Raw genomic sequence first — 25,214 nt, forward strand, 5'->3', positions numbered from 1 at the left:
TGAGACCCTGCAACTGCGCTGCGTAAACCGCCGCGTCGCTACAGGATCTGTATCCGGCGGCTTCTATATTTAGTGTGCCGCCCACTCGATCTTCGAGATATCGACGCCGTCTTTGTACATGTCCCACAGCGGCGACAGAGCGCGCAGCTTGGTAACGGCCTCGCAGACTTTCTGCGCGGCGTAGTCGATTTCTTCTTCGGTGGTGAAACGGCCGAAGGTGAAACGGATCGAGCTGTGTGCCAGTTCGTCGTTGCGGCCCAGGGCGCGCAGTACGTACGAAGGCTCAAGCGACGCCGAGGTGCAGGCCGAACCGGACGAAACCGCCAGATCCTTGAGCGCCATGATCAGCGACTCGCCTTCAACGTAGTTGAAGCTCAGGTTCAGGTTGTGCGGAACGCGGGCGGTCAGGCTGCCGTTGACGTACAGCTCTTCCAGGTGCTCGACCTGCTTGTAGAAACGGTCGCTCAACGCCTTGATGCGGACGTTTTCGGCAGCCATGTCTTCCTTGGCCACACGGAACGCTTCGCCCATGCCGACGATCTGGTGAGTCGCCAGGGTGCCGGAACGCATGCCACGTTCGTGACCGCCGCCGTGCATGGTCGCTTCGATGCGCACACGCGGCTTGCGGCTGACGTACAGCGCGCCGATGCCTTTAGGGCCGTAGGTCTTGTGGGCGGAGAACGACATCATGTCGACTTTCAGTTTCTGCAGGTCGATTTCGACCTTGCCGGTGGACTGAGCGGCGTCGACGTGGAACAGGATGCCTTTGGAACGAAGCAGCTCGCCGATGGCAGCGATATCGTTGACGGTGCCGATTTCGTTGTTCACGTGCATTACGGATACCAGGATGGTGTCTTCGCGCAGCGCGGCTTCGATCATGGCCGGGGTGATCAGGCCATCTTCGGTCGGATCGAGGTAGGTGACTTCGAAACCTTCACGCTCCAGTTGGCGCATGGTGTCGAGGACAGCCTTGTGTTCGATCTTGGAGGTAATCAGGTGCTTGCCCTTGGAGGCGTAGAAATGTGCCGCACCCTTGATTGCCAGGTTGTCGGACTCGGTGGCACCGGAGGTCCAGACGATTTCACGCGGGTCGGCGTTGACCAGATCGGCCACCTGACGACGGGCGTTTTCGACGGACTCTTCGGCTTTCCAGCCGAACACGTGGGAACGGGACGCCGGGTTACCGAAGTTTCCGTCGACCAGCAGGCATTCACTCATTTTTTGCGCAACGCGCGGATCGACCGGGGTGGTCGCAGAGTAATCAAGGTAAATCGGCAATTTCATGGACTATCTCCTAAATCAGGCTGGCTGGCGTGCCGCTAGCTCTCTGGCTGTCATTCGACGGCGGACGCTTCAATCTTGTCCAGGCGCGGCGCCTTGCCATTGCAACGACGCTGATCCTGACGCTGGGCCACTTCCTGCACCTCACGGCGAGTTACGAGGTCGGCCAAGCTGATACCGCTGAGAAATTCGTGAATCTGCAGGCTCAGGTCGCACCACAGGTGATGGGTCAGGCAGGTGTCACCGGAGTGGCAGTCGCCCTGGCCCTGGCATTTTGTTGCATCGACCGATTCGTTCACCGCATCGATCACCTGAGCCACCTGAATGCCCTGCATGTCGCGGGACAACTGGTAGCCACCGCCCGGACCGCGAACACTGGAAACCAGGTTACTGCGGCGCAGCTTGGCGAAAAGCTGTTCGAGATAGGACAGGGAGATGCCTTGGCGCTCGGAGATATCGGCCAGGGACACCGGCCCGTGTTGCGCGTGCAACGCCAGGTCAAGCATGGCGGTCACGGCGTATCGGCCTTTTGTAGTCAGTCGCATGGACAATTACCACGGAGTTCGGAATGGGCGGGAGTATGCAATTCCCGAGCATTTAAGTCAACTATAAGACCTAGTGCTTTAGTCGGGTTTACCCGCAAAAGAGCGCGCGAATGATAGCAGGGTCTGCGGCCTAATGGCACACCGGTCGGCAGCAGCCCTGCAAGTGCGTCAGTGGAGCTTGGATTCGTCCTTGCCCTTGACGCAGGCGAAGTCTTCTTCACGCAGCTCGGGCAGATCTTTCGCACAATAATTACTGCCCAGATCCTTCAGCGCGCCGCACATTCCCTCCAGACGCCCGTCCACCGCTTGCAGGTGATCGAGCAACTGGCCGATGGCGCGCGCCACCGGATCGGGCATGTCTTCACTGACGCCGTAGGCATCAAAGCCGATCTTCTCGGCCATCGCCTTGCGCTTGGCGTCAGCCTCGTCATCGGACTTGACGATGATCCGGCCCGGAATCCCCACCACGGTGGCACCCGGTGGCACTTCCTTGGTGACCACGGCATTGGACCCGACCTTGGCGCCGGCACCCACAGTGAACGGACCGAGCACCTTCGCGCCCGCCCCCACCACGACGCCATCGCCGAGTGTCGGGTGACGCTTGCCCTTGTTCCAGCTGGTACCACCCAGGGTGACGCCCTGATAGATCGTCACGTCATCGCCGATTTCAGCGGTTTCGCCGATCACGATGCCCATGCCGTGGTCGATGAAGAAGCGTCGACCGACCTTGGCACCCGGATGGATCTCGATCCCGGTCAGCCAGCGACCAAAGTTCGACACCAGCCGCGCCAGCCATTTCAGATCATTGCGCCAGAGCATGCCGGCCAGTCGATGAATCCAGATTGCATGCATGCCGGGGTAGCAGGTCAGGACTTCAAAAGCGTTACGCGCCGCCGGGTCTCGGTGGAATACGCTCTGGATATCTTCACGCAAACGCTCGAACATCATTAATCCTTCCGCTTAAGGAGCTCGCCACGGGCCGCTTTCTGGGTTTCCGTGAGGATGCCACGCAAAATATTCATTTCCGCCCGGCTGACCGAGCTGCGTCCGTACAACCGGCGCAGGCGCGCCATCAAGTGCCGCGGTTTTTCCGGATCGAGGAATTCGATGGCCACCAGGGTCTGTTCCAGGTGTTCATAGAACCGCTCCAGCTCATCCATGGTCGCAAGCTCTGCGCTTTTCACGGAGGCCACTTCTTCCTTCTCGATCTTCGTCGGCTGACCTTGTGCAGCCAGCCACGCCATGCGCACTTCATAGCTCAACACCTGCACCGCCGCCCCGAGGTTCAGCGAGCTGAACTCAGGATCGGAGGGGATGTGCACGTGATAGTGACATCGCTGCAGCTCGTCGTTGGTCAGTCCGGAATCTTCACGACCGAACACCAGCGCGATTTCCGCGCCCTGCCCTGCCTCCTCGACCACTTTGGTCCCGCACTCGCGCGGGTCCAGCAATGGCCAGGGAATACGCCGGTCACGGGCACTGGTGCCAAGCACCAGATTGCAACCGACCAAGGCGTCTTCCAAGGTGGCGACGACTTGCGCGTTTTCAAGGATGTCACCGGCACCGGAAGCACGAGCATCGGCTTCGTGATGCGGAAAGACGCGCGGATCAACCAGCACCAAGCGCGACAGGCCCATGTTTTTCATGGCGCGCGCGGTCCCGCCGATGTTTCCCGGATGGCTGGTGTTGACCAGGACGACACGAATATTTTGCAGCACGGCGGGCGCTCTCGGACTCGGCAAAGGGGTGCAAATCTTACAGAACAGCCTACCGTTAAGCTATGAAAGCGAACAGCGACCTTCACCTGAAGAAAAGTTCTGATAGAATGCGCGGCTTTCTTTAACAACCTTAGGTGACACATCCATGCAGCCCATGCTGAATATCGCGCTGCGCGCCGCCCGCAGCGCCAGTGAACTGATCTTCCGCTCCATCGAGCGCCTGGATACCATCAAGGTCGACGAAAAAGACGCCAAGGATTACGTATCCGAGGTCGATCGCGCCGCCGAACAGAAAATTATCGACGCCCTGCGCAAGGCTTACCCGAATCACTCGATCATGGGTGAAGAGACCGGCCTGCACGCCGGCACCGGCATCGAAGGCGAAGAATACCTGTGGATCATCGATCCGCTGGACGGCACCACCAACTTCCTGCGCGGCATTCCTCACTTCGCTGTCAGCATTGCCTGTAAATACCGTGGTCGCCTGGAACACGCCGTTGTTCTGGATCCGGTTCGCCAGGAAGAATTCACCGCCAGCCGTGGTCGCGGCGCTCAACTGAACGGTCGCCGCCTACGTGTCAGCGGTCGCACAAGCCTGGACGGCGCTCTGCTCGGCACCGGCTTCCCGTTCCGTGACGACCAGATGGACAACCTCGACAACTACCTGGGCATGTTCCGCGCCCTGGTTGGCCAGACTGCCGGCATCCGCCGCGCCGGTTCGGCAAGCCTGGATCTGGCTTACGTGGCCGCCGGCCGTTTCGACGCGTTCTGGGAGTCGGGTCTGTCCGAGTGGGACATGGCTGCTGGCGCCCTGCTGATTCAGGAAGCAGGCGGCCTGGTGAGCGACTTCACCGGCGGTCACGACTTCCTTGAAAAAGGCCACGTCGTTGCCGGCAACACCAAATGCTTCAAGGCAGTTCTGACGGCGATCCAGCCGCACCTGCCGGCCTCGCTGAAGCGCTAAGCGCTTCGCGAAACCAAAAAAACACCCTTCGGGGTGTTTTTTTATGGGCATGAAAAAGCACCCCGAGGGGTGCTTTTCTTATAAGCCATCAACCAGTCACTGGCCCGGCTCGTTCTGCGACAGGATCAGCTTGCCTTCCTTGTCGACCGGAATCTGGTTGCCCGGATCACGATCCATCCGCACCTTGCCTTCCTTGCCGTCCAGCGAATACCGGACGTCATAGCCCACGACCTTGTCGCTGATGTCATTCACCGTGTTACAGCGAGTCTGAGTCGTGGTGTAGGTATCACGCTCCTGCATACCCTCCTGAACCTTGTTACCGGCGTAACCACCACCGACTGCACCGGCCACCGTGGCAATCTTCTTGCCGGTGCCGCCGCCGATCTGGTTACCCAGCAGACCACCCGCCAGCGCACCGACCACGGTGCCGGCGATCTGGTGTTGATCTTTCACCGGCGCCTGCCGGGTCACTGTCACATCCTTGCACACTTCACGTGGAGTCTTGATCTGTGTTTTGACCGGTTCTACGGCCAGCACTTGCGCATACTCAGGGCCGCTTTTAACCAGGCTGTAGGTGGCAACAGCACCCCCGGCAGTCACACCGACAGCACCCAATACCGCACCAACCAGCAACGACTTGTTCACATGAACCTCCTGACCATCACATGCGGGACGCGCCCGCGCTTCTCCCAGCCTTGGAGCAAAAAAAAAGACGCGAGTTCAACTCGCGTCTTTTTTGACTGACAACCGGGAAAACGATGGCCGTTATGGACGGTCGTCGACTTCCTTCTCGGTGTTGACCGGCGGAATCAGGTCTTCCGTCGACAGGTTCAGCCAGATCAGCACCACGTTGGCGATGTAGATCGACGAGTAGGTACCCGCCAGAACACCCACCAGCAGCGCCAGGGAGAAGCCGTACAGGTTGTCACCGCCGAAGAACAGCAGTGCCGCGATCGCCAGCAAGGTCGAAACCGAGGTCGCGATGGTCCGCAGCAGGGTCTGGGTGGTCGAGATGTTGATGTTCTCGATCAGCGTGGCCTTGCGCAGAACACGGAAGTTCTCACGCACCCGGTCGAACACGACGATGGTGTCGTTGAGCGAGTAACCGATGATCGCCAGTACCGCCGCCAGCACCGTCAGGTCGAAGGTGATCTGGAAGAACGACAGGATACCCACGGTCACGATCACGTCGTGAATCAGCGACACGATAGCGCCGACCGCAAACTTCCACTGAAAGCGGAAAGCCAGGTAAATCAGGATGCCGCCGAGCGCCAGCAGCATGCCCATGCCGCCCTGGTCGCGCAGCTCTTCACCGACCTGCGGGCCGACGAACTCGACGCGCTTGACGGTCGCCGGGTTGTCGCCGCCGACCTTCTGCAGCGCTTCCGCCACCTGATGGCCCAGCTGCGGGTCTTCACCCGGCATGCGCACCAGCAGATCGGTGGTCGCGCCGAAGTTCTGCACCACGGCTTCGTGATAACCGGAAGAAACCAGTTGCTCGCGCACCTTGGTGACATCGGCCGGACGCTCGTAGGTCAGCTCGATGAGCGTACCGCCGGTGAAGTCCAGACCCCAGTTCATGCCCTTGTGGAACACACTGAAGATTGCCAGCAAGGTCAGAAATACAGTGACGCCGAACGCAAAGTTGCGGACGCCCATGAAGTTGATTGTACGTAACATGGCAGCCCCTTAAATCCACAACTTCTTGAAGTCACGACCGCCGAAGATCAGGTTGACCATCGCGCGGGTGACCATGATGGCCGTGAACATCGAAGTCAGAACCCCGAGGGACATGGTTACTGCGAAGCCCTTCACGGGGCCGGTGCCCATGGCGAAGAGGATGCCGCCGACCAGCAAGGTGGTCAGGTTGGCGTCGAGAATCGCAGTGAATGCCCGACCGAAGCCTTCGTTGATTGCACGCTGCACGGTCATGCCGGCGGCGATCTCTTCACGAATCCGCGAGAAGATCAGTACGTTGGCGTCGACCGCCATACCCATGGTCAACACGATACCGGCGATACCCGGCAGGGTCAGCGTGGCGCCCAGCAGCGACATCAGCGCCAGCAGCAGCACCATGTTCACCGCCAGAGCAACGGTGGCGATCAGGCCGAAGAAACGGTAGATGGCGATGATGAACAGCGAGACGAACAGCATGCCCCACAGCGATGCATCGATACCCTTGGTGATGTTGTCCGCACCCAGGCTCGGGCCGATGGTGCGTTCTTCAGCGAAGTACATCGGAGCAGCCAGACCACCGGCACGCAGCAGCAGCGCCAGTTCGGACGACTCGCCCTGGCCGTTCAGGCCGGTGATACGGAACTGAGCACCCAGCGGCGACTGAATGGTCGCCAGGCTGATGATCTTCTTCTCTTCCTTGAAGGTCTGCACCGCGACGTCTTTCTCGACGCCATCGACCACTTGCTTGGTGTAAGTGGTGACCGGGCGCTGCTCGATGAAGATCACCGCCATGCTGCGACCGACGTTGCTGCGGGTCGCGCGGCTCATCAGCTCGCCACCGTGGCCATCCAGACGGATGTTCACTTCAGGCGTGCCGTGCTCGCCGAAACCGGCCTTGGCGTCAGTCACCTGGTCACCGGTGATGATCAGGCCACGCTCGATCTGGGCAGGAGGACGATTGCCTTCGCGGAATTCGAAAGTTTCGGAAGTGGCTTTCGAAGCACCCGGCTCTGCAGCCAGACGGAACTCCAGGTTGGCCGTCTTGCCGAGGATACGCTTGGCTTCGGCAGTGTCCTGCACGCCCGGCAGCTCAACCACGATTCGGTTGGCGCCCTGACGCTGGACGATCGGTTCGGCAACACCCAGCTCGTTGACGCGGTTACGTACCGTGGTCAAGTTCTGCTTGATGGAGTATTCACGGATTTCCGCCAGCTTGGCCGGGGTCATCGCCAGACGCAGCACCGGTTGACCGTTGAGGTCGGCCGGAACAATGTCGAAATCGTTGAAATTCTTGCGGATCAGCGCACGGGCCTGTTCGCGGGAATCAGCATCACTGAAGCCCAGCTGAATGGCGCCATTGAGTTGCGGCAGGCTGCGATAACGCAGTTTCTCTTTGCGCAACAGGCTCTTGACGTCGCCTTCGTAGACTTTCAGGCGGGCGTCGAGGGCTTTGTCCATGTCCACTTCCAGCAGGAAGTGCACACCACCGGACAAGTCCAGACCCAGCTTCATCGGGTGCGCGGCAACGCTGCGCAGCCATTGCGGGGTGGTTTGTGCCAGGTTCAGCGCGACGACGTAGTCATCACCCAATGCCTTGCGGACAACGTCCTTGGCCGGCAACTGGTCTTCAGCCTTGGTCAGACGGATCAGACCGCCCTTGCCGTTCGCAGCCAGGCTCGATGCCTTGACGTTGATCCCGGATTCCTTGAGCGCGGTGCTCACGCGATCCAGATCGGCCTGATTGACCTGCAGGGCCGTGCTGGCGCCGCTGATCTGAATGGCCGGGTCATCGGGGTATAGATTCGGAGCGGAATAAATCAGACCGATCGCCAGCACCGCCAGGATCAGAATGTATTTCCACAGAGGATATTTGTTCAGCATCACGCCGCCCGTTATGAACGCGGGGCGCCTTGCGCGCCCCGTCGATTGAGTAGAAGTTGGAACCTTAGATCGCTTTCAGCGTGCCTTTTGGCAGCGTGGCGGCGATGGCGCCCTTCTGGAACTTCATTTCCACGGTGTCGGAAACTTCCAGAACCACGAAGTCATCGGCCACTTTGGTGATCTTGCCGGCGATGCCGCCGGTGGTGACCACTTCGTCGCCCTTCTGCAGGCTGCTCAGCAGGTTCTTCTGCTCTTTGGCGCGCTTGGCCTGTGGACGCCAGATCATCAGGTAGAAGATGACCAGGAAGCCGACCAGGAAAATCCACTCGAAGCCGCCGCCCATAGGCGCTGCAGCCGGTGCAGCCGCGTCAGCCATGGCATTAGAGATAAAAAAGCTCATTTAGCACTCCAGTTGCAAATGTTGAATCTTGGGGTCAGAAAACTCAGTCCAAAGGCGGAACGGGAAGCCCGCGTTTGGCGTAGAAGGCATCGACAAAGGCGGCCAATGTACCCTGTTGAATAGCCTCGCGCAAACCAGCCATCAGCACCTGATAATGGCGCAAATTGTGGATGGTATTGAGCATGCTGCCGAGCATTTCGCCGCACTTGTCCAGATGATGCAGATAAGCGCGGGAGAAGTTCTGGCAGGTATAGCAATCGCAGGTCGGATCCAGCGGCGAATCATCATGGCGATGGAACGCGTTACGGATCTTCAGCACGCCTGTATCAATGAACAGATGCCCGTTGCGGGCATTACGGGTTGGCATCACGCAATCGAACATGTCCACACCGCGGCGCACACCCTCAACCAGATCTTCCGGTTTGCCAACGCCCATAAGGTAACGAGGTTTGTCAGCCGGCATCATGCCCGGCAGGTAGTCCAGCACCTTGATCATTTCATGCTTGGGCTCGCCCACCGACAGACCGCCGATGGCCAGGCCGTCGAAGCCGATCTTGTCCAGGCCTTCCAGCGAGCGCATGCGCAGGTCCTGATGCATGCCGCCCTGAACGATACCGAACAGCGCCGCCGTGTTGTCGCCATGGGCATTCTTCGAACGCTGGGCCCAGCGCAGCGACAGCTCCATGGACACACGGGCCACGTCTTCGTCAGCCGGGTAGGGGGTGCATTCGTCGAAGATCATCACGATGTCCGAGCCCAGATCGCGCTGGACCTGCATCGACTCTTCCGGGCCCATGAACACTTTCGAGCCGTCGACCGGGGAGGCGAAGGTCACGCCCTCCTCCTTGATCTTGCGCATGGCGCCGAGGCTGAACACCTGGAAACCGCCGGAGTCGGTCAGGATCGGGCCTTTCCACTGCATGAAATCGTGCAGGTCGCCGTGTTCCTTGATCACTTCGGTACCCGGGCGCAGCCACAGGTGGAAGGTGTTGCCCAGAATGATCTCCGCGCCCGTGGCGACGATGTCACGCGGCAACATGCCCTTGACCGTGCCGTAGGTGCCCACCGGCATGAAGGCCGGGGTCTCGACGGTGCCACGAGGGAAGGTCAGACGACCACGACGAGCCTTGCCATCGGTGGCAAGCAACTCGAAAGACATACGACAGGTGCGACTCATACGGATTCCTCTGGGCCGCGGGGGGCGGGATTACGGGTGATGAACATCGCATCACCGTAGCTGAAAAAGCGGTATCCGTTATCGACCGCGGCTTTGTAGGCAGCCATGGTTTCCGGATAACCGGCGAATGCCGAAACCAGCATCAACAGCGTGGATTCGGGCAAATGGAAATTGGTGACCAGCGCATCGACCACATGGAACGGCCGGCCCGGGAAGATAAAGATGTCGGTGTCGCCGCTGAACGGCTTGAGCACGCCATCGCGGGCGGCGCTTTCCAGCGAACGCACGCTGGTGGTGCCGACAGCGATGACTCGACCGCCGCGCTCACGGCAAGCGGCGACTGCATCGACCACGTCCTGACCGACTTCCAGCCATTCGCTGTGCATGTGGTGATCTTCGATCTTCTCGACGCGCACCGGCTGGAACGTGCCGGCGCCGACGTGCAGCGTGACGAACGCAGTCTCGACGCCCTTGGCGGCGATCGCTTCCATCAGCGTCTGATCGAAATGCAGCCCCGCCGTCGGCGCCGCCACCGCGCCGAGTTTCTCGGCATACACGGTCTGATAGCGCTCGCGATCCGAACCTTCATCCGGGCGGTCTATATAAGGAGGCAACGGCATGTGCCCGACGCGATCAAGCAGCGGCAGCACTTCTTCGGCAAACCCCAGCTCGAACAGCGCATCGTGACGCGCCAGCATCTCGGCTTCGCCGCCGCCGTCGATCAGGATCTTCGAACCCGGCTTCGGCGACTTGCTGGAACGCACATGGGCCAGCACGCGGTGGGTATCGAGCACGCGTTCGATGAGGATTTCCAGCTTGCCGCCGGAGGCCTTCTGCCCGAACAGGCGCGCCGGAATCACCCGGGTATTGTTGAACACCATCAGATCGCCCGGGCGCAAATGCTCAAGCAGATCAGTGAATTGACGGTGTGCCAGGGCGCCGCTGACCCCATCCAGGGTCAACAGGCGACTACCGCGACGCTCGGCCAAAGGATGGCGGGCAATCAGCGAATCAGGAAGCTCGAAGGTAAAGTCAGCAACGCGCATGATGGGGTTCGTCTAGCAGGGCCGGAAAGTCTAGCGGAAATATCGAAAATTGACCATGAAACGTGATTGACCAACGGTAGGCACCTCTCTATACTTCGCCGCCATTGAGCCCTGATGGCGGAATTGGTAGACGCGGCGGATTCAAAATCCGTTTTCGAAAGGAGTGGGAGTTCGAGTCTCCCTCGGGGCACCACATAGCAGTATCTGAGAGTCTCTACCAGCCTCTCAGACCCAGATAAACCGGCCATTTGGCCGGTTTTTTTGTGCCTGTCTATCTACCCCTGTCTCCCCTTATCCGTTGTATCCCTGTATCCCTGCTTGTATCCTGAGAAAAATACCGAACTTTGGGATACAAGGATGAAGCGCGCAGACATCAAGCGCCGCCCTCTCGCTGACACTACGCTTGCGGGATTGGAGCCGGAGTTAAAGGAATACAGAGAGCTGGACGGAAGCGGCCTCTACTTCAGGGTTAAACCTGATGGTGGTAAATCCTGGCAGCTTCGCTACAAACGTCCGGCGGGCAATTGGGCTTGGATGGGGCTCGGGGGTTACCCGGAAGTAAGTGGTGCGTTGGCACGAGACAAAGCTGCGGAACTGCGCAAGGTAGTTAGCAGCGGGGCCGATCCTCTCGAACAGAAACGCTCTGCCAAAGCAGCCATTGATGCTGCCAGGACTCGGACCTTCCGAGCTGCTGCTGAAGCCTGGCTCAAGGCCAAAGAAGAAAAGGGCCTCGCCCCGTCCACGCTTAACAAAATCCGCACCTACCTCGACAAAGACATACTCCCGGCGCTGGGAGATAGGCCCCTTGACGAAATCACTCGTACTGACTGTGCAGATCTTCAAGCATCTCTCGAAGCCCGGGATGCACACAACGTGGCCGAGAAGTGTCGCACGTGGATCAATCAGATATTCGGGCGAGCCATCGGTCTAGGCCTTACGGAAAACGATCCAGGTAGCCGTCTGCGAGATATTGCAGCTCAAGCCCCGAAGACTCAGCAGCATCCTCATTTGCTGGAGCCTGAATTGGCAGAGTTCCTCCAAGCACTCAAAAACACCCCCAGCAGGCTGACAGCCCGAACTGCTGCATGGCTCTGTATCTGGACCGCATCTAGACCGGGCATGGTTCGGTTAGCTGAATGGAAAGAGTTTGACCTAGTTAAAGCGATATGGACGACGCCTGCCGCCAAGATGAAAATGCGCAGGGACTTTGTGTGCCCACTCCCTAAGCAAGCTCTGTCTGCTCTCCAAGAACTTCATTCCCTCACAGGTCGTAGTCGCTGGTTGTTCCCTGGTGTAGGTGCTAAGAATCCAACAATTAGCGAAAACACCATCAATAAGGTCTTCGCGACGATTGGTTACAAAGGTCGCTTGGTTGGTCATGGTACTCGTCACACCGCCAGCACTCTGCTCAGGGAGCACGGCTGGCCGAAAGAACATGTCGAAGCGCAGCTTGCTCACAAAGAAGAGGGAATATCTGGGGTATACAACAAGGCTCAATACCTTGAGCACCGGGTGAAGATGATGCAGTGGTACGCAGATCACCTTGATGCTCTAGCAAGTGGAAAAGTGATCAATGGCAAGTTCGGGAAAGCGGTATGACTACGCATATCCATATCCCCTTCAAAATCCATGTTACCGGTGTTACTCGTGTAACGATCTTGGCCAAACGCCCGGACTCATTGGTTTTCCAGCCCGTTACACTCACGAGCGACTTTCCGTACACCACGTGTGACGCCGCCCAAAGGTGTAACGCCAGAGCGACCCTTCACTCGCTGCGGGCAGACCTAGGGTTAGGCGCATGCCGCTGGATTAGACTGCGTTGCACAGGGCGCGGGATTGATCCAAATGCTTTGGGGCGACGCCAATGCCAATGAATGCGAGCGAGATCGGCGAAAGCATTCATTGGCCAAGCTCAACGGCCGGTTTGATTGAGTACCTATCAGCCCAGCCGCTGTATCCCCTCTGCCGCGAACAGATCCTGCATGCCTGTCAGTTGATCGATCGATGCCGTCTACGCCTTCACCAGGCCAGCATCAACAACGCCCTCACTTCCATGTGTATTAAGGTGACGCAGCACGAGGAAACGATTTCACAAAACGCCATGTCAGCCCCTCCCGAATTTCTAGCGCGCGCTGTTCGCCAATATGGTCGATGCGATCTCGTCACAGACGATCAGGCATACGCTGTGTACATCATGGCCTGCGCGGTCAAAGCCTTGGAGGTTTTGAATGATTGGATGCGTGATGTCGAGCAAAGCGCCCTGCCTAGGGGAACATCTATTTCAGACCTGTCGCGGGACGTTTATTGCGAGTACATAGAAAGTCAGGTTAACGAAGCTGACCGCATTGATGCGCTGGAACTGTACGCTATTTATTTAGAACCGATCACCGTTCTGCCTGCGTTACGTCGCGATGAATTGAGACCTTTCGCACTCAGCGCAATCAGAGAAGCGACCCGGCGAAAGGCCGGCATCCTCAGCGGCAAAGACCGAGTCGACGAGATGAGTGAACGCGATTCGGCCCTTGTCGCAAAGGCTCGTGCTCTAAAGCTGGACGGCATGTCACGACGCCACGTGACAACCGAAGTACACCGCTGGTTTACACAACAAGTCGCCAAGCCGCGCAAGCTACGACCCGAATGGATTGCCTTAGAAACGGACAAGGCACTCTCCCGCAAGCGCGTAGATGAGATCCTTAAACAACACAACGTGTAGTTCACCTGAAATTTCAAATGGAACTGAACTCCTTCAAAGAATTCATCGCCTAGATCATTGCTCTCGTCAGTCCAAATCAATCGAGAGCAATACCTATGAACACCTCTGTTACCGATTTTTCCCGCAAGACGCCCACCGATTCTCCATCCCTTTTTGATGCATCTTCGACGTTGATCCGCATGCGTGAAGTGGAAGGCATCGTAGGGATGAAGCGTTCGACCATCTACAAACTGATGCAGCGCACCGACTGCGGCTTTCCGCAGCCCGTCAAACTGAGCACCAGTAACGCACGCGGCGCCCCTGTCGCTTGGGTTCTTTCCGAGGTGCAAGCTTGGGCACGCAGCCGCATCGAGGCGCGTGATCAGGTGGCCGCATGAAGCGCAACTACAGCCCATTCAATGGGCCATTTCATGACACCTACGCCATCGGATTTCGTCTCTACGCTCCCGGAGCGATCAACTGGCGGCATCGCACCATCGCGGGTGTGAGCTGGAACGGCAATGACCAGGAAGCGTTCTTTTTCAATCCCGACGGCCTCGCTCTACCCCTGACAGCCAACCCGTGGGAACTGCCAGAGCTGATTCGCCGTAACGCGGTGCGCAGAGAGTTCGCCAGTGTTCATGGCACCGGACACTTCGCCATGAAAATTGGCCGCCTCGCTTCGCTGAAATCTCTCGGCATGACCGACTGGGTCACCTATTGGCTGGTGGATCAGTCGGGCGGATACGCGAACGATCCAGCAGTGTGGCAACGCATCACCGAACAAGATCTTGCGGTTGAAAAAACGGCGAGCGAGCGCGCTCATCACGACAGGCGCTTGACCTCGGATCTAGCCGGCTACGTGGATGAGTGTGTTGCGCAACGCCGTGAGCATATGGCTGAACAGCACCGTCGTCGCTGCGTAGAGGACAGCAAGATTTTGGCATGGCTGAAAGGCGAAACACCGCCACCTCTGTTCGCCAGCGTGCAGGAGGCAGCATGAGCCAAGAGATCGCGAACAACGCCTTGATGCACCCCTTTTCCGTCTTGCGTCGGGTCGGCTTTTCGCCCTGCGTCATGCAGCGTCTTGAACGCTACCGCAGCCAACAGGACAAGCAAGGTCGAGTGGTTAGTGTGCTCAGTTGGGCCGACGGCACCTGGTGCGCCCTCTCCCTCCACTGCGAAAAGACTGGGGCCGTTGTCGTCGACGAAGGCCAGCAGGTCGACGCCTACGAAGACGCCCACTCCATGCTCAGCGGCGGTTTTCTACCCCTTCTCTACCTGCGCTGGGAAGCCCACGCCTGAAACGAAAACGCCTCCGGGGGCGATCCGGAGGCGTTGAGGTCAATCTACATGCACGAACAATTTATGCCGCACCTGAAAAATCCGCAAGCCATCAGCGCAGTTGCACTTTCGAAAAACGGACGTTACTCTCTGGCCGTCGCTGCAAAATCAGCGACCGGGTTTGGCGACCCGAGTTTAAGAAGGCGCACAGGCGCCCCCATCTCGATTGCAGGCGCTTTTTTTGTGCCCGCATTCCTGCTTTATGGCGGCTGTGCGTGGGAGACCTTCGGGTCTGCCGGGTTCCTTCTTACCCGGTTCGCCAACCTGCGCACAGCTGCCACCCCAATTCGTTTGGCGACGAATCGTGGCAGTTCCCACTTAAGAAGGAGCTCCACCCATGCATGCCCTCAATCCGTCCAAAATTCGCGCCGCTGCACATCGTGCAATGGCTCTCGCCGCTTTACACGCCAATTCCAGCCTCGCCACACGCCTCTCCCGCTACAACGCTCACATGGCCAAAGCCCGAGCACTCGAAACCGCAGGCGGTGCCCAATGAATAACGCCCTGAGTTTCGCCCTGCCCGAAGATCTGCTCTGCGTGAATCCGACCGCAGAAGCCGGTGTACCCATCGACGCCATCACCTGCGCCATTGACCGCGCTGACTCGGTGCTGACGCTGCTGGAAGACCACTTCGAAAACGAATCCTCACGCCTTGCCAATCACGTCATTGCCGCCGTCCTCTGGGACGTGCGCGGCACCCTCGGTCTGATCAAAACGCTGGCCATGCACGGTGACAACACTTCGACACCTGCGGTGCAGAAAGGCGGTGCGCTATGACCACCTCCACCACGCTGGGTCACGCTACCTTTTCTCGCGTTAACGCCACCGACCTCAAGCTGTTTCGCGTCAACGCCGGTGTGCCCGTCGAAGACGCACTGGAGATGGTGTCATTGCTGCAGCATCACGCGAACCAGCTCAGTTTCGACGCGGCCATGAGCGACCACGGCGAGCGTTTCAGTTGGCCCGCCTTGTACCTGGGCGAGATGGCCAAAGCGCTGATCGACGACATCAACGATGCGCTGTTTCTGCCGAGGGCTGACACATGAGCCAACGACCGAACAACGCTAAACGCCCGAGCTTTGCCGACGTGAAAGCAGCTGCGCTGAAAGACATTGATCGTGTCTTGTCGCACTGGCTGCCCAACGGCAAGCGCGTGGATGGCGGCAAGGAATACACCGCTCCAAATCCGACCCGCAGCGACAAGCGCGCCGGTTCGCTCAAGGTCAGTTTGAGCAAAGGCACCTGGGCGGATTTTGCCACCGGCGACAAAGGCGGCGACCTGATCGATCTGGTGCGCTATCTGGACGGCGGTACCGACGTCGAAGCGTGCCACAAGCTGGCGGACTGGCTGAACGTTGCGCCCGGTGCCGCCAAGACTATGGCCGCTCCGAGCAAGCCCAAGGCAGCAACATGGAACGCCATCCAGCCGATCCCGACCGAGGCCATGAACAAGTGCCCGGCCAAGCACCGTGAACACGGTGTGCCGTCCAAGGTGTGGATCTACCGCGACGTACAGGGTCAGCCGCTCATGGCGCTGTATCGCTTCGACCTTGGCCCGGATGAAGACGGCAAGCCGAAGAAGGTCTTTGCGCCGCTGACGTGGTGTCAGCGCGCCGATAGCCAAACCAAGCAATGGCGCTGGCAAGGTCTGCCGGATCCACGTCCGCTGCTGCGCCTTGATGAACTGGCCCAGCGCGCTGACGCACCGGTGATTCTGTGCGAAGGCGAGAAAGCTGCAGATGCCGCCGCCGAGTTGCTGCCGGACTACGTGGCCACCTGCTGGCCGAACGGCTCCAACTCCTGGCACAAAGCCGACCTGACGCAGCTCAAGGGACGCGACGTTTTGTTGTGGCCGGACAACGATGACAGCGGTAAAGCCTGCATGGCCACCGTCGCCGAAAAGCTGCGCGAAATCGGCGCCGCTTCGGTCCGGGTCATCGCGCTGGAGGTGTTCAAACGCAAGCCGACGCTGAAAAACGACCGCGCCGTGTTTGCCAAGGGTGGTCAATGGGATGACGGCGACGATGCCGCCGATGCACTCTCCAAAGGCTGGACCGCCGGCCACTTCACCGCGCTGGAAAGCGGCGGCGAGCTGTTCGGTGTGATCGAAGAAAAACCGATGGTTGCCCAGGTCAAACCCAAGCCGGAACCAGAGCCAGAACCGAAACCCAAAGCAGCAGCCAAGCGCCCGGCAAAATCGAAAAATGACCTGATGCCCGGTGGCTTTCGCCTGACGCCCGAAGGTGTGTTTTATGCCGGCGACGACGGCGAAGCACGCCCGGTGTGTTCGCCGCTGGCAATCCTTGCGCGTACCCGTGACGAGAAGGGCCACAACTGGGGTTTGCTGGTCGAGTTCGATGACCCCGACGGCACCAAGAAACGCTGGAACATCCCGGCGCGCACAATGACCGGTGACTTCGGTAAGGATGTACTCGGCCCTTTGGTGGACATGGGGTTGCGTCTTGCCGGCAGTCGTTCGGGGCGCAACGCTCGCAACGATTTGCAGAGTTACCTGGGCGGCTTCGACAGTGCTCAACGTGCGCGACTGGTCACCCGTTTGGGCTGGCATGACAACGCCTTTCTGTTGCCCGAACAGCAGGTCGGCACGCACGCGGAACACCTGCACTTCTATGAGGCCGGCGCGCAGCTTCCGCCGATCAGCGAAGCGGGCACGCTCGAACAATGGCAACAGCAGATCGGCGCGCTGTGCATCGGCAATCATCGTTTGGCATTTGTCGTCGGTGTGGCCTTCGCCGGCCCCCTGTTGCACATGCTCGGCCACGAGTCGGGCGGCTTTCACCTGTACGGCGACAGCTCCGGCGGCAAGACCACGCACCTGCAAGTTGCCGCTTCGATCTACGGCGGGCCGCGTCTGGTGCGTTCGTGGCGCTCGACCGACAACGCGCTGGAGTCGATTGCTGCTGCGCATTCCGATGGGCTCTTGGTGCTCGATGAAATCGGCATGTGTGATGCCCGCATCATCGGCGAGACGGTGTACATGCTCGGCAACGGCACCGGCAAGGCCCGCGCCAATGATCGAGGCCAAGCGGGCCGACAGGTCCAGGAATGGCGCCTGCTGTTTCTCTCCACCGGCGAGAAAACCTTGGCCCAGCACATGGCCGAAGCCAACAAGGAACTGAAAGCCGGTATGGAGGTGCGGATGCTCGCCGTCCCGGCCGATGCCAGCAAAGGCCTTGGCATGTTCGACACGCTCAACGGCTTCGAAGATGCGGCCGCTCTGTCCGACGCACTCAAGGCTCGCGTAGCGAACTATTACGGCACGCCGCTCACCGCGTTCCTGACTGCGCTGTGCGAACCCGGCAAACGCCACGGCTGGGCGGCAATCCTGCGCCGCACGCTGGAGGGCTTTATTGCCCAAGCGCTACCCGCCTCTGCCAGTGGTCAGGCACACCGTGCGGCGGCGCGCTTCGGCCTTGCAGCGGCCGCGGGCGAGTTGGCCACCGCGATGGGAATCACCGGCTGGCCGGACGGCACGGCCACCACCGCCGCACGGGTTTGCTTGAACGCCTGGCTCCACGAGCGCGGCGGCGCCGGTAACTTCGAGGGCGATGCGATTTTGGCGCGGCTGCGCCAGGTCATCGAGCGCTTCGGTGAAAGCCGCTTCACCCGCTGGGAATCGGCGGCGGCCAAGATCGACGAGCACGGCCCGCGCACCATCGACCGCCTGGGCTTTCGCAAGACGCTGGAGCACGGCATGGGCGACACCATGCACACCACCAACACCTATTACGTGCTGCCGGAGGCATGGCGCTCCGAGATCTTCCGGGGCATGAACATCAACGCCGTGAACAAGGAGCTGTTGCAGCGCGGCGTGCTGGAGCCGGCCAGCGATGGCAAGGCATCGAGTCTGGTCCGATTGCCCGGCCTAGGACCCCAGCGCTGCTACATCGTGAAGAGGATTCCAGGAACGGATGAGAGCGAGGCTCGGGCTGCCTGAAGGCACGTCTGCTGATCGAGGTAGCGCCGGCTTACTCCCGGCCTCGCCAGCCGCTCATTCAACCCAAACCCAATTTTGAAGGAACAAGACAGATGAACGAATTCCAAGCTTTTACCGAACAACACGAACTGCTGGCCACCCGAGAGCCCGCCGGGCTAACGCAGGTGGTTTCGGACAGCACTGCCGCGACCGGTCATTGCGACAAGAAGCAACGGTTGATCGATGAGATCAACCAACTGACCGCACAACGCGATAAACACCTGAACGACGCTGAACAGCACCACGCGAAGATGGCGCCGCTGGAGGCGCTATTGGAAGGCGACGAAGTCATCGAGGAGGAACGGCTGACCGAAATCCGCAAGGAGCACAGCAGCCTGAAAGTTCCATACGACGCCAGCAAGCACCGTGCATGGCTGCTCGATGCAAAGATCAGTCGACGCGAGCAACTGCTTAATCATGAAACCTTGATGGCGGGTTACAACGACTCGATGGTGAATTGGAGAGCCGACGAGCTAGAGCTGAACGAAAAACGCTGCAGCCTCAGCACTCGCTTGGCACAAATCCAGCTGCAAGCGGAAGAGGACATAGCCAAGGCACGGCAGGCCGAAACCGATGCGGCCACCGCTTATGCCCAGGCAGTGGCCTGGGGCGACACCGAGGGCGAAAAGAATGCCAATGCCGACGCGCAGAAGGCCGCGAAAAACCTCGCTATGGCGACCGAACACAATCGTCGTCAACACCTGATCATTACTGCACTTGAACAGGAACTGGCCACAGTCGACCTGCACATTGTTGAAGCGCAAAGGGAATACCTTGCCATTCAGAGAACAGCCTTGTTTCTCGCCGAAAAAGTATTAGAAGAGCAATGGAACGAGAAAGCCCAGGAATTGATAGATTTTGGCGCAAAGCTGTGGGCTGTCCAACGGATGCTCGGCGGTGATCAACTCAGCCTAAGAAGATTGGTGCTGCCTAAAGAAGGTGAAGGTTTCGACGCATGGGGTAGCCGAGAGTTGTCGGAGCGATCCGGCCAGTACGACATACAAAATATCCTCTCGTCTTAACTCACTAAGCCACCTGAAACAGCCTACACACGTAGGCTGTTTAGAAAACCTTCAGGAAGAAGATCATGATCACTCAACTCCGAAGCAGCGAGAGCTGGAGCGACACTTTGAAAGCGCGCAAAGCGAATTTGGCCTCGCTGCTGAAAAACATTGACATTAAAACCGGAAAAACAACGACACTCCAGACGCTTACCGTCAATTTGATCAAGGATGAATTAGTTACTTGGAAAGCAATTTGAAAGGCCGTATCTAACGATAGAACCGGTAACCGTTATACAGTTCAGATGGGTATCTTTTAAACACACTAGGGAAACACATGCTTCTCAGGATACTTTCAGCATAGAAATTATCTGGTTGAGCAGCCTCAGTACCGGAGGAATTGAAGAATCATGCCCTACGAAAGAAATCAAGTTAGAGACCAAGCTCCGATTATTGCTGGATCAAAATAAACTTTGTTTAATGCATATAGTCAACATACTCGAAAGCAAATCAACAACTGAGTTCCAGCATCAATAATTTCGCCATTTTTTTGTAAACCACCCAAACTAAGAACACCCAAACACCGACAAACATTTAGAAACCAAAGGAGGCACTCACTCAAAACTGCATAATTTTAAGAATGAGCTCAACTACGACGTCTAAAGCTTGCTAATACATTAGCCCCAGCACGATAAAAAGTCCCTTTGAGGCCTTTATCTTTATTCATTCTTACTTTCTTGCATTACAATTTCGAGACCACGTCACGCATCTGCCTTCATATCAAACTAAAAAAACAGCACCAGGCGATATAAAGCTGCAGCACTCGCTAATACCACGAAAGCCTTTAGCCTTTTTGCCAGATGCTTTACACTGTAATTAAAGATCTTGACCCATGAAACACTTCTATTTTAGCACCTCACTAGGCCTAGTTTTTTTTGATGATGAATTTTCCTTTGCCACATTACTCATTATATTAGGAATCAGCATCTCCACAAAACCCGAGACCATTGCAATCATATAAACTCCATAATCCCCCTGCACATTCCCAACAAAAGAAAAAGCCACTTGAGACTTTATTGCAAAATAGGAAAAAACTGCTGCTGTCATCGCAATTAAAATCCTCGAAACCCCAATTAGATAATTCGTTGTTTGATTTGCATCTATATCTATCTCTAATGTGGAAAAACCTATTGCAATCGATAAAACCCCACCTAGACTGCCAAAAAAAACAATATAATAAAAAATTGAGTACGACTCTAAACTTTGATACATCGCAATGAAAAACACAATTAAGGCAAGAATGAATGCGCCTGCGGCATACTGCAGCCTCCCCTTTATCGTTTTCAGCTTAATAATTCTCTCTTCAGCGTGTAGCAACATCTTCTTTGCGTCTTCATAGTATCCTTTTGCATTGGTAGACAACGCTCGAGCAATCTGTCTATTTATAGGCTCTGACCAAGAAAGATTTTCTGGAAGCCAAGAATATATTCTTGCCAACTCCACACCAATTTTGAAATGATTATCCGTATATTCATCACACTTCGGATGCTCATCATTAATATCAATGCGAATTGCATTCTTTGTCCTATAAATCACATATCCTTTTAATTTTGCGTAAATTTTTACTACGAGCTCCCCATCATTATCAATGCAACCCACTTTATAGTCATAGGGTTTTAGCTGCACTGGCTCTGCTGACACATGCTCAGAAATCTTATTGTCTGAATCTAATAATTTGATGTTAGATGAAGTCACTTTTATTTCCAATAGCTTAATTATTATTTTGGATCACCCCCATCAGCCACATTAGTAGAAAGGTGCGACCCAGTATGATTTAATCGCGCAGCATTTCATCTTTAACCACAATTAAATTCTCTTAATACACCCACCCACAGATACCATTATTTCGCAAAATCTCAGCACTTAACGCGACACTAGCAAGAAGCCTTATTAGATTTGCGCGAACAACTTCGACCGAAAGCTACGGTTTAGGATGACAGCCATACTGACACTCGTGCATGAAATGGCAAAAAAAGCGCGAAAAAAATTAAAATCATTTTCACGCCTAATCATAAAACTCGACCAATCCTTTAAAGCAACAAGCGACAAATATAAATCCCGATTAAAATCTCCAATCTCAAAAACCACTGGAAGTTTACCATTAATCGTCAGACGATCACAAACCGGCAATAACCCAGGGCAACCTTCCAGCAATTTAAATATTCAACCTAATTAAAACTATACATCACAACATTTCCAACTCGAAAATCCAGCTTAACCACACTAAACCTAGGAGCTGTTTAGCAATGAAAGACTGTCAACCCAAAAAAATTAACTTAACTAGCCGACAGCTAAACATACAAATCTATCTCCCTATTCGTATAGCAAAATGAGTGCACAAGCAATGTTCACCACCGGCATTTAAATGGTGATGTAGCTTTTTTACGGAGCCGTAGGGAGTTTCTTGCTCATCAACTTTCGAAGAAGTACTATAATCAGGATGCACTAGCTTTGACATATTTAAACCTACGACGTAATCCTTGTACTTATCCCACCAACTTGAAAAGTTTGACCCGCTATAATAACTAACTAAAAATGTACGCTTTACCTCCAAAGGATTGTAGTTATGCAGTAATTTCAGGTAGTGCTTTTCTATATAACCGACATCAACAGATGTCAACTTCATTGCCTCTATCAGAGTAAACAGATAGCCATCATCTTCCACAACCAAATCCAGCTCCCCCGCTCCGGATCCAGACATGGATTTCCCTTCTCGAGTTTGGTCTTTTATCTCATAATCCTTAGATGAAAGCATGTCTCGCAAGTAGTCATTATTATAATCTTCTGAATCATCCTTTTTAGCTCTGCGCCCTAATCGATGTAAAACCCACTCCAGATCCTCTTCCAATTCGGTATAATCTGGTTTCTTTTTCGACACTGCGCACTTGGAAGATGTCAAATTCTGCAAATTATAGAGCTGTATCCGCTGACGATTTATTTCTTGAATGAAGGTAGAGTAGTGATTATTGTCTTCAGCAATAATTACTTTCTTGAAAGCTGTTGCCGCACTTGAAATAGTGCTATATACGATACTTCCAAAAGATGTCGCATTCCCCGAAGATGATATAAGTGTTTTGCCAGAGTCTCTACGATCTAGCATTTTCTTCCATGTAAAGTAATTCTCTAGCGCTCCGCGATCCTCTTGTATTGACTCTACATACGAAGTGGCCAACCGTTCTTCTCTGTCCAGAACTATCTGATCTTCTGACATCAATAGTCGCTCTAGGAAAACAGTATAAAAAACGGAATCATCTCCAATATTTTTGGATAAAAACGAAGGGCAAATGCAATGGGACATTTTCATTGAAGGCCTACCTCAGAGTCTCGATCCGAGGAGGATTTATGAATTTCTCTTTCTTTACTTACCTTGGCAAACTTTAGCTGTTGAATTTCGATGGTGTCTTTAATCTCAACATCCATAAAATCTCTAGGCCATTTTACATCACCATTGTCGTTAACTTCGATTTCATCCATAGACGTGCATCTCTGTGCACTATTCCTATGGAGATAATAGATTTTCACATGATCTTCTGAGAGCTTTGAACTTTCATCTACAATCCGCAGACGAATCCTTCGAATTAATGCATCACTATGTGTTTCTATAAGAAACCGCTTCTCACTCTGCAATGCAATTAAGATCAACGCATCCGTGAGCCACGCTTGCATATTCGGATGCAAATGAATCTCAGGCTGCTCGATAATAGTTAGAGAGTTTTTTGGAGACAAATATGCCTGTACCAAAATTGGTAGCACTTGAGAAATACCAAAACCAACATCAGTTAGCTCCAAGTTAACATCATTCTGATTCACTACAATCTTATAAATAATATCATTTACTTTTTCAACATCAATTCCGATATTGAATTTCGCAAACAAAACATTGATTTCATCTTTAATTGTAGGATTGTTTTTTAGAATTTCAGCTAGCTCAGTGCCGTCTAGAGCATTAAGTTTTCGATGGTGAATCGACTTATCAAGTACATAATAACGCTGAGGAAAAGCTCGCAACGGACTCACATGGTTAACCTGCAGCCCTGCCAAGCTCTGCAGCAAGTGTTTGGATGTAGAGTTCAGATACACGCCCAACAAGCTGGCAACAGGACTGGAACTACCCGATATACTTGTAAAGTTCCCATATCCATTAGATGCGGCGCTTGCCCCAGCAGCAATTTGCAACGAGTCAAGAGTTAAAGATTTTAAGATTTCAGACCTAGAACGACCAATAATTGACAGCCCTAGAATCTCAGAGTTTATCCTTGAATTATTACCTTCTTTTTTAAAACTAAAAATAAGATTTCCAAACTTATTATGCTGCGCGTACTCGCTAACAAATAGAAGCTCTTTCCTCTTATTATATGAAAAGGAATACGTAACTTTCGCAGGAATAAGCCTGCTAAGCTGAACACCAAAAAAGGCATCCAAACAGTCTTCAATTTTCTGTATCGATGTTTCTTCTGTAAACGAAATAAAATCAGCCGGCCAATTCCTTCCTTTCTTTTCCTTTGGAATTACGGCGCGATATGCCTTAATTAGCTTAATATAATTTTTCTTAAAATCAGCAATTTTTGAGTGATCATGTAAATCCGGGAGCAATTGATCAACTTTGGCTGTAAGTCGATTAAAACTAGCCGACTTGGTTCCGGTCGCGTGCATGACATGAGCCATCCACCGAATAACAGTTTCATGATTCTGAATTGCAACAGACTTTATTTGGCTTAGTGTTTTTCTAAGGTTATCTTTCGGACCAAACTCAAAGGTAAAGCTCAGCTTATTAAGAGGATTTTTATCTCTAATAATATTAAGAGTCTCCCCCATACCTGTCTTGTTCCCGTTCATGCGGAGCGGTGACTCGGTAATTGCGGAAGACTCAGCGGACTGAGATAGCATCAGTAGCGAATTGATTAATGCACTTTTCCCACTACTATTCGCCCCTAGCAATATGGTTAACGGACGCAACTCCAAGTCAAAGCTTTCAAATGCTTTGTAATTTTTCCCGGAAAATTTAGCTATCACTTTTAAGTCCCTTTATCATGGCATTTCGCTATATAACACAAATTCATGCAAACAATCAACCCGGATCTATATGGTGCCGCCCAATCTTGTAAACTAGTGATTAAAACTTTCGTGTTTTTGAGGAATACAATTTATTTGCCAACTGGATAGCCCGATTGCCTATAAGCTTTAACCCACAGATTAGCATTATTCCTATACGTGTTCTAAAGCTAGACATCCGAGTAGTCGCAAGCTATCCAATTCATTGCTCCACTACACCGACAAGAAACGGACCTGCCGACAGGCCACCTTACAATTGACGAGAGCGTTGACTGATCGCCTCCTGGCAAGAACGAGTACGCATTGCCGACTGTTACACGAGATAGCTTGGTAACACCTGTCATTGCAAGCGCACAAAAACGATGTTACTCATAGAATC

The 25,214-nt window shown here is 55.0% G+C and carries 25 protein-coding genes and 1 tRNA gene; 13 read left to right on the forward strand and 13 right to left on the reverse strand.

Annotated elements, in window-relative coordinates; translation table 11 throughout:
- Positions 1-69: 69 nt before the first annotated feature.
- The 4 genes from CAF74_RS03525 to trmJ all read right to left on the reverse strand — a co-directional run bounded on the left by CAF74_RS03525 (position 70) and on the right by trmJ (position 3,544).
- On the reverse strand, positions 70-1,284 hold the full coding sequence (locus tag CAF74_RS03525; protein ID WP_007956689.1) for an IscS subfamily cysteine desulfurase: 1,215 nt from the start codon (positions 1,282-1,284) through the stop codon (positions 70-72).
- Between the two features lie 50 nt (positions 1,285-1,334).
- Positions 1,335-1,826 carry a Fe-S cluster assembly transcriptional regulator IscR gene (gene iscR / locus CAF74_RS03530; RefSeq protein ID WP_007956690.1) on the reverse strand — a complete coding sequence of 164 codons (492 nt, stop codon included), beginning with the start codon at positions 1,824-1,826 and terminating at the stop codon, positions 1,335-1,337.
- Between the two features lie 168 nt (positions 1,827-1,994).
- Positions 1,995-2,771, reverse strand: a complete 777-nt coding sequence (cysE, locus tag CAF74_RS03535; protein ID WP_007956691.1) for a serine O-acetyltransferase — start codon at positions 2,769-2,771, stop codon at positions 1,995-1,997.
- 2 nt (positions 2,772-2,773) lie between these two features.
- Positions 2,774-3,544 carry a tRNA (cytosine(32)/uridine(32)-2'-O)-methyltransferase TrmJ gene (trmJ, locus tag CAF74_RS03540; RefSeq protein ID WP_007956692.1) on the reverse strand — a complete coding sequence of 257 codons (771 nt, stop codon included), beginning with the start codon at positions 3,542-3,544 and terminating at the stop codon, positions 2,774-2,776.
- 145 nt (positions 3,545-3,689) lie between these two features.
- Between trmJ and suhB the strand changes: the two genes are divergently transcribed.
- A complete protein-coding gene (gene suhB, locus CAF74_RS03545) occupies positions 3,690-4,508 on the forward strand; it encodes an inositol-phosphate phosphatase (RefSeq protein WP_007941397.1) in 819 nt (272 codons plus the stop codon).
- Positions 4,509-4,604: 96 nt separating this feature from the next.
- Here the strand turns inward: suhB and CAF74_RS03550 are convergent, their stop codons facing one another.
- The 6 genes from CAF74_RS03550 to queA form a co-directional block, all read right to left on the reverse strand.
- Positions 4,605-5,153 carry a glycine zipper 2TM domain-containing protein gene (locus CAF74_RS03550; protein WP_007956693.1) on the reverse strand — a complete coding sequence of 183 codons (549 nt, stop codon included), beginning with the start codon at positions 5,151-5,153 and terminating at the stop codon, positions 4,605-4,607.
- Between the two features lie 120 nt (positions 5,154-5,273).
- Positions 5,274-6,188, reverse strand: a complete 915-nt coding sequence (secF, locus tag CAF74_RS03555; protein ID WP_007956694.1) for a protein translocase subunit SecF — start codon at positions 6,186-6,188, stop codon at positions 5,274-5,276.
- Between the two features lie 9 nt (positions 6,189-6,197).
- Positions 6,198-8,066 (reverse strand): protein translocase subunit SecD, encoded by a 1,869-nt coding sequence (secD, locus tag CAF74_RS03560; RefSeq protein WP_039765691.1) that lies wholly within the window; start codon positions 8,064-8,066, stop codon positions 6,198-6,200.
- Positions 8,067-8,130: 64 nt separating this feature from the next.
- Positions 8,131-8,466, reverse strand: a complete 336-nt coding sequence (gene yajC / locus CAF74_RS03565; RefSeq protein WP_007956696.1) for a preprotein translocase subunit YajC — start codon at positions 8,464-8,466, stop codon at positions 8,131-8,133.
- A 43-nt stretch (positions 8,467-8,509) separates the two neighbouring features.
- A complete protein-coding gene (tgt, locus tag CAF74_RS03570; protein ID WP_161794909.1) occupies positions 8,510-9,625 on the reverse strand; it encodes a tRNA guanosine(34) transglycosylase Tgt in 1,116 nt (371 codons plus the stop codon).
- Between the two features lie 14 nt (positions 9,626-9,639).
- Positions 9,640-10,689 carry a tRNA preQ1(34) S-adenosylmethionine ribosyltransferase-isomerase QueA gene (queA, locus tag CAF74_RS03575; RefSeq protein WP_085745317.1) on the reverse strand — a complete coding sequence of 350 codons (1,050 nt, stop codon included), beginning with the start codon at positions 10,687-10,689 and terminating at the stop codon, positions 9,640-9,642.
- Between the two features lie 108 nt (positions 10,690-10,797).
- Here queA and CAF74_RS03580 point away from each other — a divergent pair.
- The 12 genes from CAF74_RS03580 to CAF74_RS29200 all read left to right on the forward strand — a co-directional run bounded on the left by CAF74_RS03580 (position 10,798) and on the right by CAF74_RS29200 (position 19,983).
- Positions 10,798-10,882: transfer RNA gene (locus CAF74_RS03580), tRNA-Leu, on the forward strand.
- 164 nt (positions 10,883-11,046) lie between these two features.
- Positions 11,047-12,288 carry a tyrosine-type recombinase/integrase gene (locus tag CAF74_RS03585; protein ID WP_085745318.1) on the forward strand — a complete coding sequence of 414 codons (1,242 nt, stop codon included), beginning with the start codon at positions 11,047-11,049 and terminating at the stop codon, positions 12,286-12,288.
- A 265-nt stretch (positions 12,289-12,553) separates the two neighbouring features.
- Positions 12,554-13,402 carry a hypothetical protein gene (locus CAF74_RS29360; protein WP_256578337.1) on the forward strand — a complete coding sequence of 283 codons (849 nt, stop codon included), beginning with the start codon at positions 12,554-12,556 and terminating at the stop codon, positions 13,400-13,402.
- 95 nt (positions 13,403-13,497) lie between these two features.
- Complete coding sequence (locus tag CAF74_RS03595; RefSeq protein WP_085745319.1) at positions 13,498-13,779, forward strand: AlpA family transcriptional regulator; 282 nt, start codon at positions 13,498-13,500, stop codon at positions 13,777-13,779.
- Positions 13,776-14,384, forward strand: coding sequence for a hypothetical protein (locus CAF74_RS03600; protein ID WP_085745320.1), 609 nt, complete (start codon positions 13,776-13,778; stop codon positions 14,382-14,384). The genes CAF74_RS03595 and CAF74_RS03600 overlap by 4 nt, the downstream gene beginning before the upstream one ends.
- Complete coding sequence (locus tag CAF74_RS03605) at positions 14,381-14,686, forward strand: hypothetical protein (RefSeq protein WP_085745321.1); 306 nt, start codon at positions 14,381-14,383, stop codon at positions 14,684-14,686. Before CAF74_RS03600 ends, CAF74_RS03605 begins: the two co-directional genes overlap by 4 nt.
- 376 nt (positions 14,687-15,062) lie before the next feature.
- Complete coding sequence (locus tag CAF74_RS29195) at positions 15,063-15,221, forward strand: hypothetical protein (protein WP_170930078.1); 159 nt, start codon at positions 15,063-15,065, stop codon at positions 15,219-15,221.
- Positions 15,218-15,502 carry a hypothetical protein gene (locus tag CAF74_RS03610; protein WP_085745322.1) on the forward strand — a complete coding sequence of 95 codons (285 nt, stop codon included), beginning with the start codon at positions 15,218-15,220 and terminating at the stop codon, positions 15,500-15,502. The genes CAF74_RS29195 and CAF74_RS03610 overlap by 4 nt, the downstream gene beginning before the upstream one ends.
- Positions 15,499-15,771: a DUF3077 domain-containing protein gene (locus CAF74_RS03615; protein ID WP_085745323.1), complete on the forward strand. Its 273-nt coding sequence runs from the start codon at positions 15,499-15,501 to the stop codon at positions 15,769-15,771. The genes CAF74_RS03610 and CAF74_RS03615 overlap by 4 nt, the downstream gene beginning before the upstream one ends.
- Positions 15,768-18,683 carry a DUF927 domain-containing protein gene (locus CAF74_RS03620; RefSeq protein WP_085745324.1) on the forward strand — a complete coding sequence of 972 codons (2,916 nt, stop codon included), beginning with the start codon at positions 15,768-15,770 and terminating at the stop codon, positions 18,681-18,683. Before CAF74_RS03615 ends, CAF74_RS03620 begins: the two co-directional genes overlap by 4 nt.
- A gap of 92 nt (positions 18,684-18,775) precedes the next feature.
- A complete protein-coding gene (locus tag CAF74_RS03625) occupies positions 18,776-19,744 on the forward strand; it encodes a chromosome segregation protein SMC (RefSeq protein ID WP_256578338.1) in 969 nt (322 codons plus the stop codon).
- A 65-nt stretch (positions 19,745-19,809) separates the two neighbouring features.
- Entirely contained in the window at positions 19,810-19,983 is a 174-nt protein-coding gene (locus CAF74_RS29200) for a hypothetical protein (protein WP_176240465.1), read from the forward strand.
- A gap of 643 nt (positions 19,984-20,626) precedes the next feature.
- On the opposite strand, the gene CAF74_RS03630 is transcribed toward CAF74_RS29200, so the two are convergent.
- The 3 genes from CAF74_RS03630 to CAF74_RS03635 all read right to left on the reverse strand — a co-directional run bounded on the left by CAF74_RS03630 (position 20,627) and on the right by CAF74_RS03635 (position 24,796).
- Positions 20,627-21,478, reverse strand: coding sequence for a hypothetical protein (locus CAF74_RS03630; protein WP_139832879.1), 852 nt, complete (start codon positions 21,476-21,478; stop codon positions 20,627-20,629).
- Positions 21,479-22,088: 610 nt separating this feature from the next.
- Positions 22,089-23,087, reverse strand: coding sequence for a hypothetical protein (locus CAF74_RS28910; RefSeq protein ID WP_139832880.1), 999 nt, complete (start codon positions 23,085-23,087; stop codon positions 22,089-22,091).
- Positions 23,084-24,796 (reverse strand): AAA family ATPase, encoded by a 1,713-nt coding sequence (locus CAF74_RS03635; protein WP_085745325.1) that lies wholly within the window; start codon positions 24,794-24,796, stop codon positions 23,084-23,086. The genes CAF74_RS28910 and CAF74_RS03635 overlap by 4 nt, the downstream gene beginning before the upstream one ends.
- Between the last annotated feature and the right edge of the window lie 418 nt (positions 24,797-25,214).

The organism is Pseudomonas sp. R45(2017), assembly GCF_002112305.1.
GTDB lineage: Bacteria > Pseudomonadota > Gammaproteobacteria > Pseudomonadales > Pseudomonadaceae > Aquipseudomonas > Aquipseudomonas paraglycinae.

Coding starts and splice junctions, on each gene's coding strand:
- secF (WP_007956694.1), bottom strand. CDS start 6,188: ATGTTACGTACAATCAACTTCATGGGCGTCCGCAACTTTGCGTTCGGC.
- CAF74_RS03585 (WP_085745318.1), top strand. CDS start 11,047: ATGAAGCGCGCAGACATCAAGCGCCGCCCTCTCGCTGACACTACGCTT.
- tgt (WP_161794909.1), bottom strand. CDS start 9,625: ATGTCTTTCGAGTTGCTTGCCACCGATGGCAAGGCTCGTCGTGGTCGT.
- CAF74_RS29200 (WP_176240465.1), top strand. CDS start 19,810: ATGATCACTCAACTCCGAAGCAGCGAGAGCTGGAGCGACACTTTGAAA.
- CAF74_RS03615 (WP_085745323.1), top strand. CDS start 15,499: ATGACCACCTCCACCACGCTGGGTCACGCTACCTTTTCTCGCGTTAAC.
- CAF74_RS03525 (WP_007956689.1), bottom strand. CDS start 1,284: ATGAAATTGCCGATTTACCTTGATTACTCTGCGACCACCCCGGTCGAT.
- yajC (WP_007956696.1), bottom strand. CDS start 8,466: ATGAGCTTTTTTATCTCTAATGCCATGGCTGACGCGGCTGCACCGGCT.
- queA (WP_085745317.1), bottom strand. CDS start 10,689: ATGCGCGTTGCTGACTTTACCTTCGAGCTTCCTGATTCGCTGATTGCC.
- CAF74_RS03600 (WP_085745320.1), top strand. CDS start 13,776: ATGAAGCGCAACTACAGCCCATTCAATGGGCCATTTCATGACACCTAC.
- CAF74_RS03620 (WP_085745324.1), top strand. CDS start 15,768: ATGAGCCAACGACCGAACAACGCTAAACGCCCGAGCTTTGCCGACGTG.
- CAF74_RS03610 (WP_085745322.1), top strand. CDS start 15,218: ATGAATAACGCCCTGAGTTTCGCCCTGCCCGAAGATCTGCTCTGCGTG.
- CAF74_RS03605 (WP_085745321.1), top strand. CDS start 14,381: ATGAGCCAAGAGATCGCGAACAACGCCTTGATGCACCCCTTTTCCGTC.
- CAF74_RS28910 (WP_139832880.1), bottom strand. CDS start 23,087: ATGAAAATGTCCCATTGCATTTGCCCTTCGTTTTTATCCAAAAATATT.
- CAF74_RS03595 (WP_085745319.1), top strand. CDS start 13,498: ATGAACACCTCTGTTACCGATTTTTCCCGCAAGACGCCCACCGATTCT.
- suhB (WP_007941397.1), top strand. CDS start 3,690: ATGCAGCCCATGCTGAATATCGCGCTGCGCGCCGCCCGCAGCGCCAGT.
- CAF74_RS03625 (WP_256578338.1), top strand. CDS start 18,776: ATGAACGAATTCCAAGCTTTTACCGAACAACACGAACTGCTGGCCACC.
- CAF74_RS29360 (WP_256578337.1), top strand. CDS start 12,554: ATGCCAATGAATGCGAGCGAGATCGGCGAAAGCATTCATTGGCCAAGC.
- CAF74_RS29195 (WP_170930078.1), top strand. CDS start 15,063: ATGCATGCCCTCAATCCGTCCAAAATTCGCGCCGCTGCACATCGTGCA.
- secD (WP_039765691.1), bottom strand. CDS start 8,066: ATGCTGAACAAATATCCTCTGTGGAAATACATTCTGATCCTGGCGGTG.
- iscR (WP_007956690.1), bottom strand. CDS start 1,826: ATGCGACTGACTACAAAAGGCCGATACGCCGTGACCGCCATGCTTGAC.
- cysE (WP_007956691.1), bottom strand. CDS start 2,771: ATGTTCGAGCGTTTGCGTGAAGATATCCAGAGCGTATTCCACCGAGAC.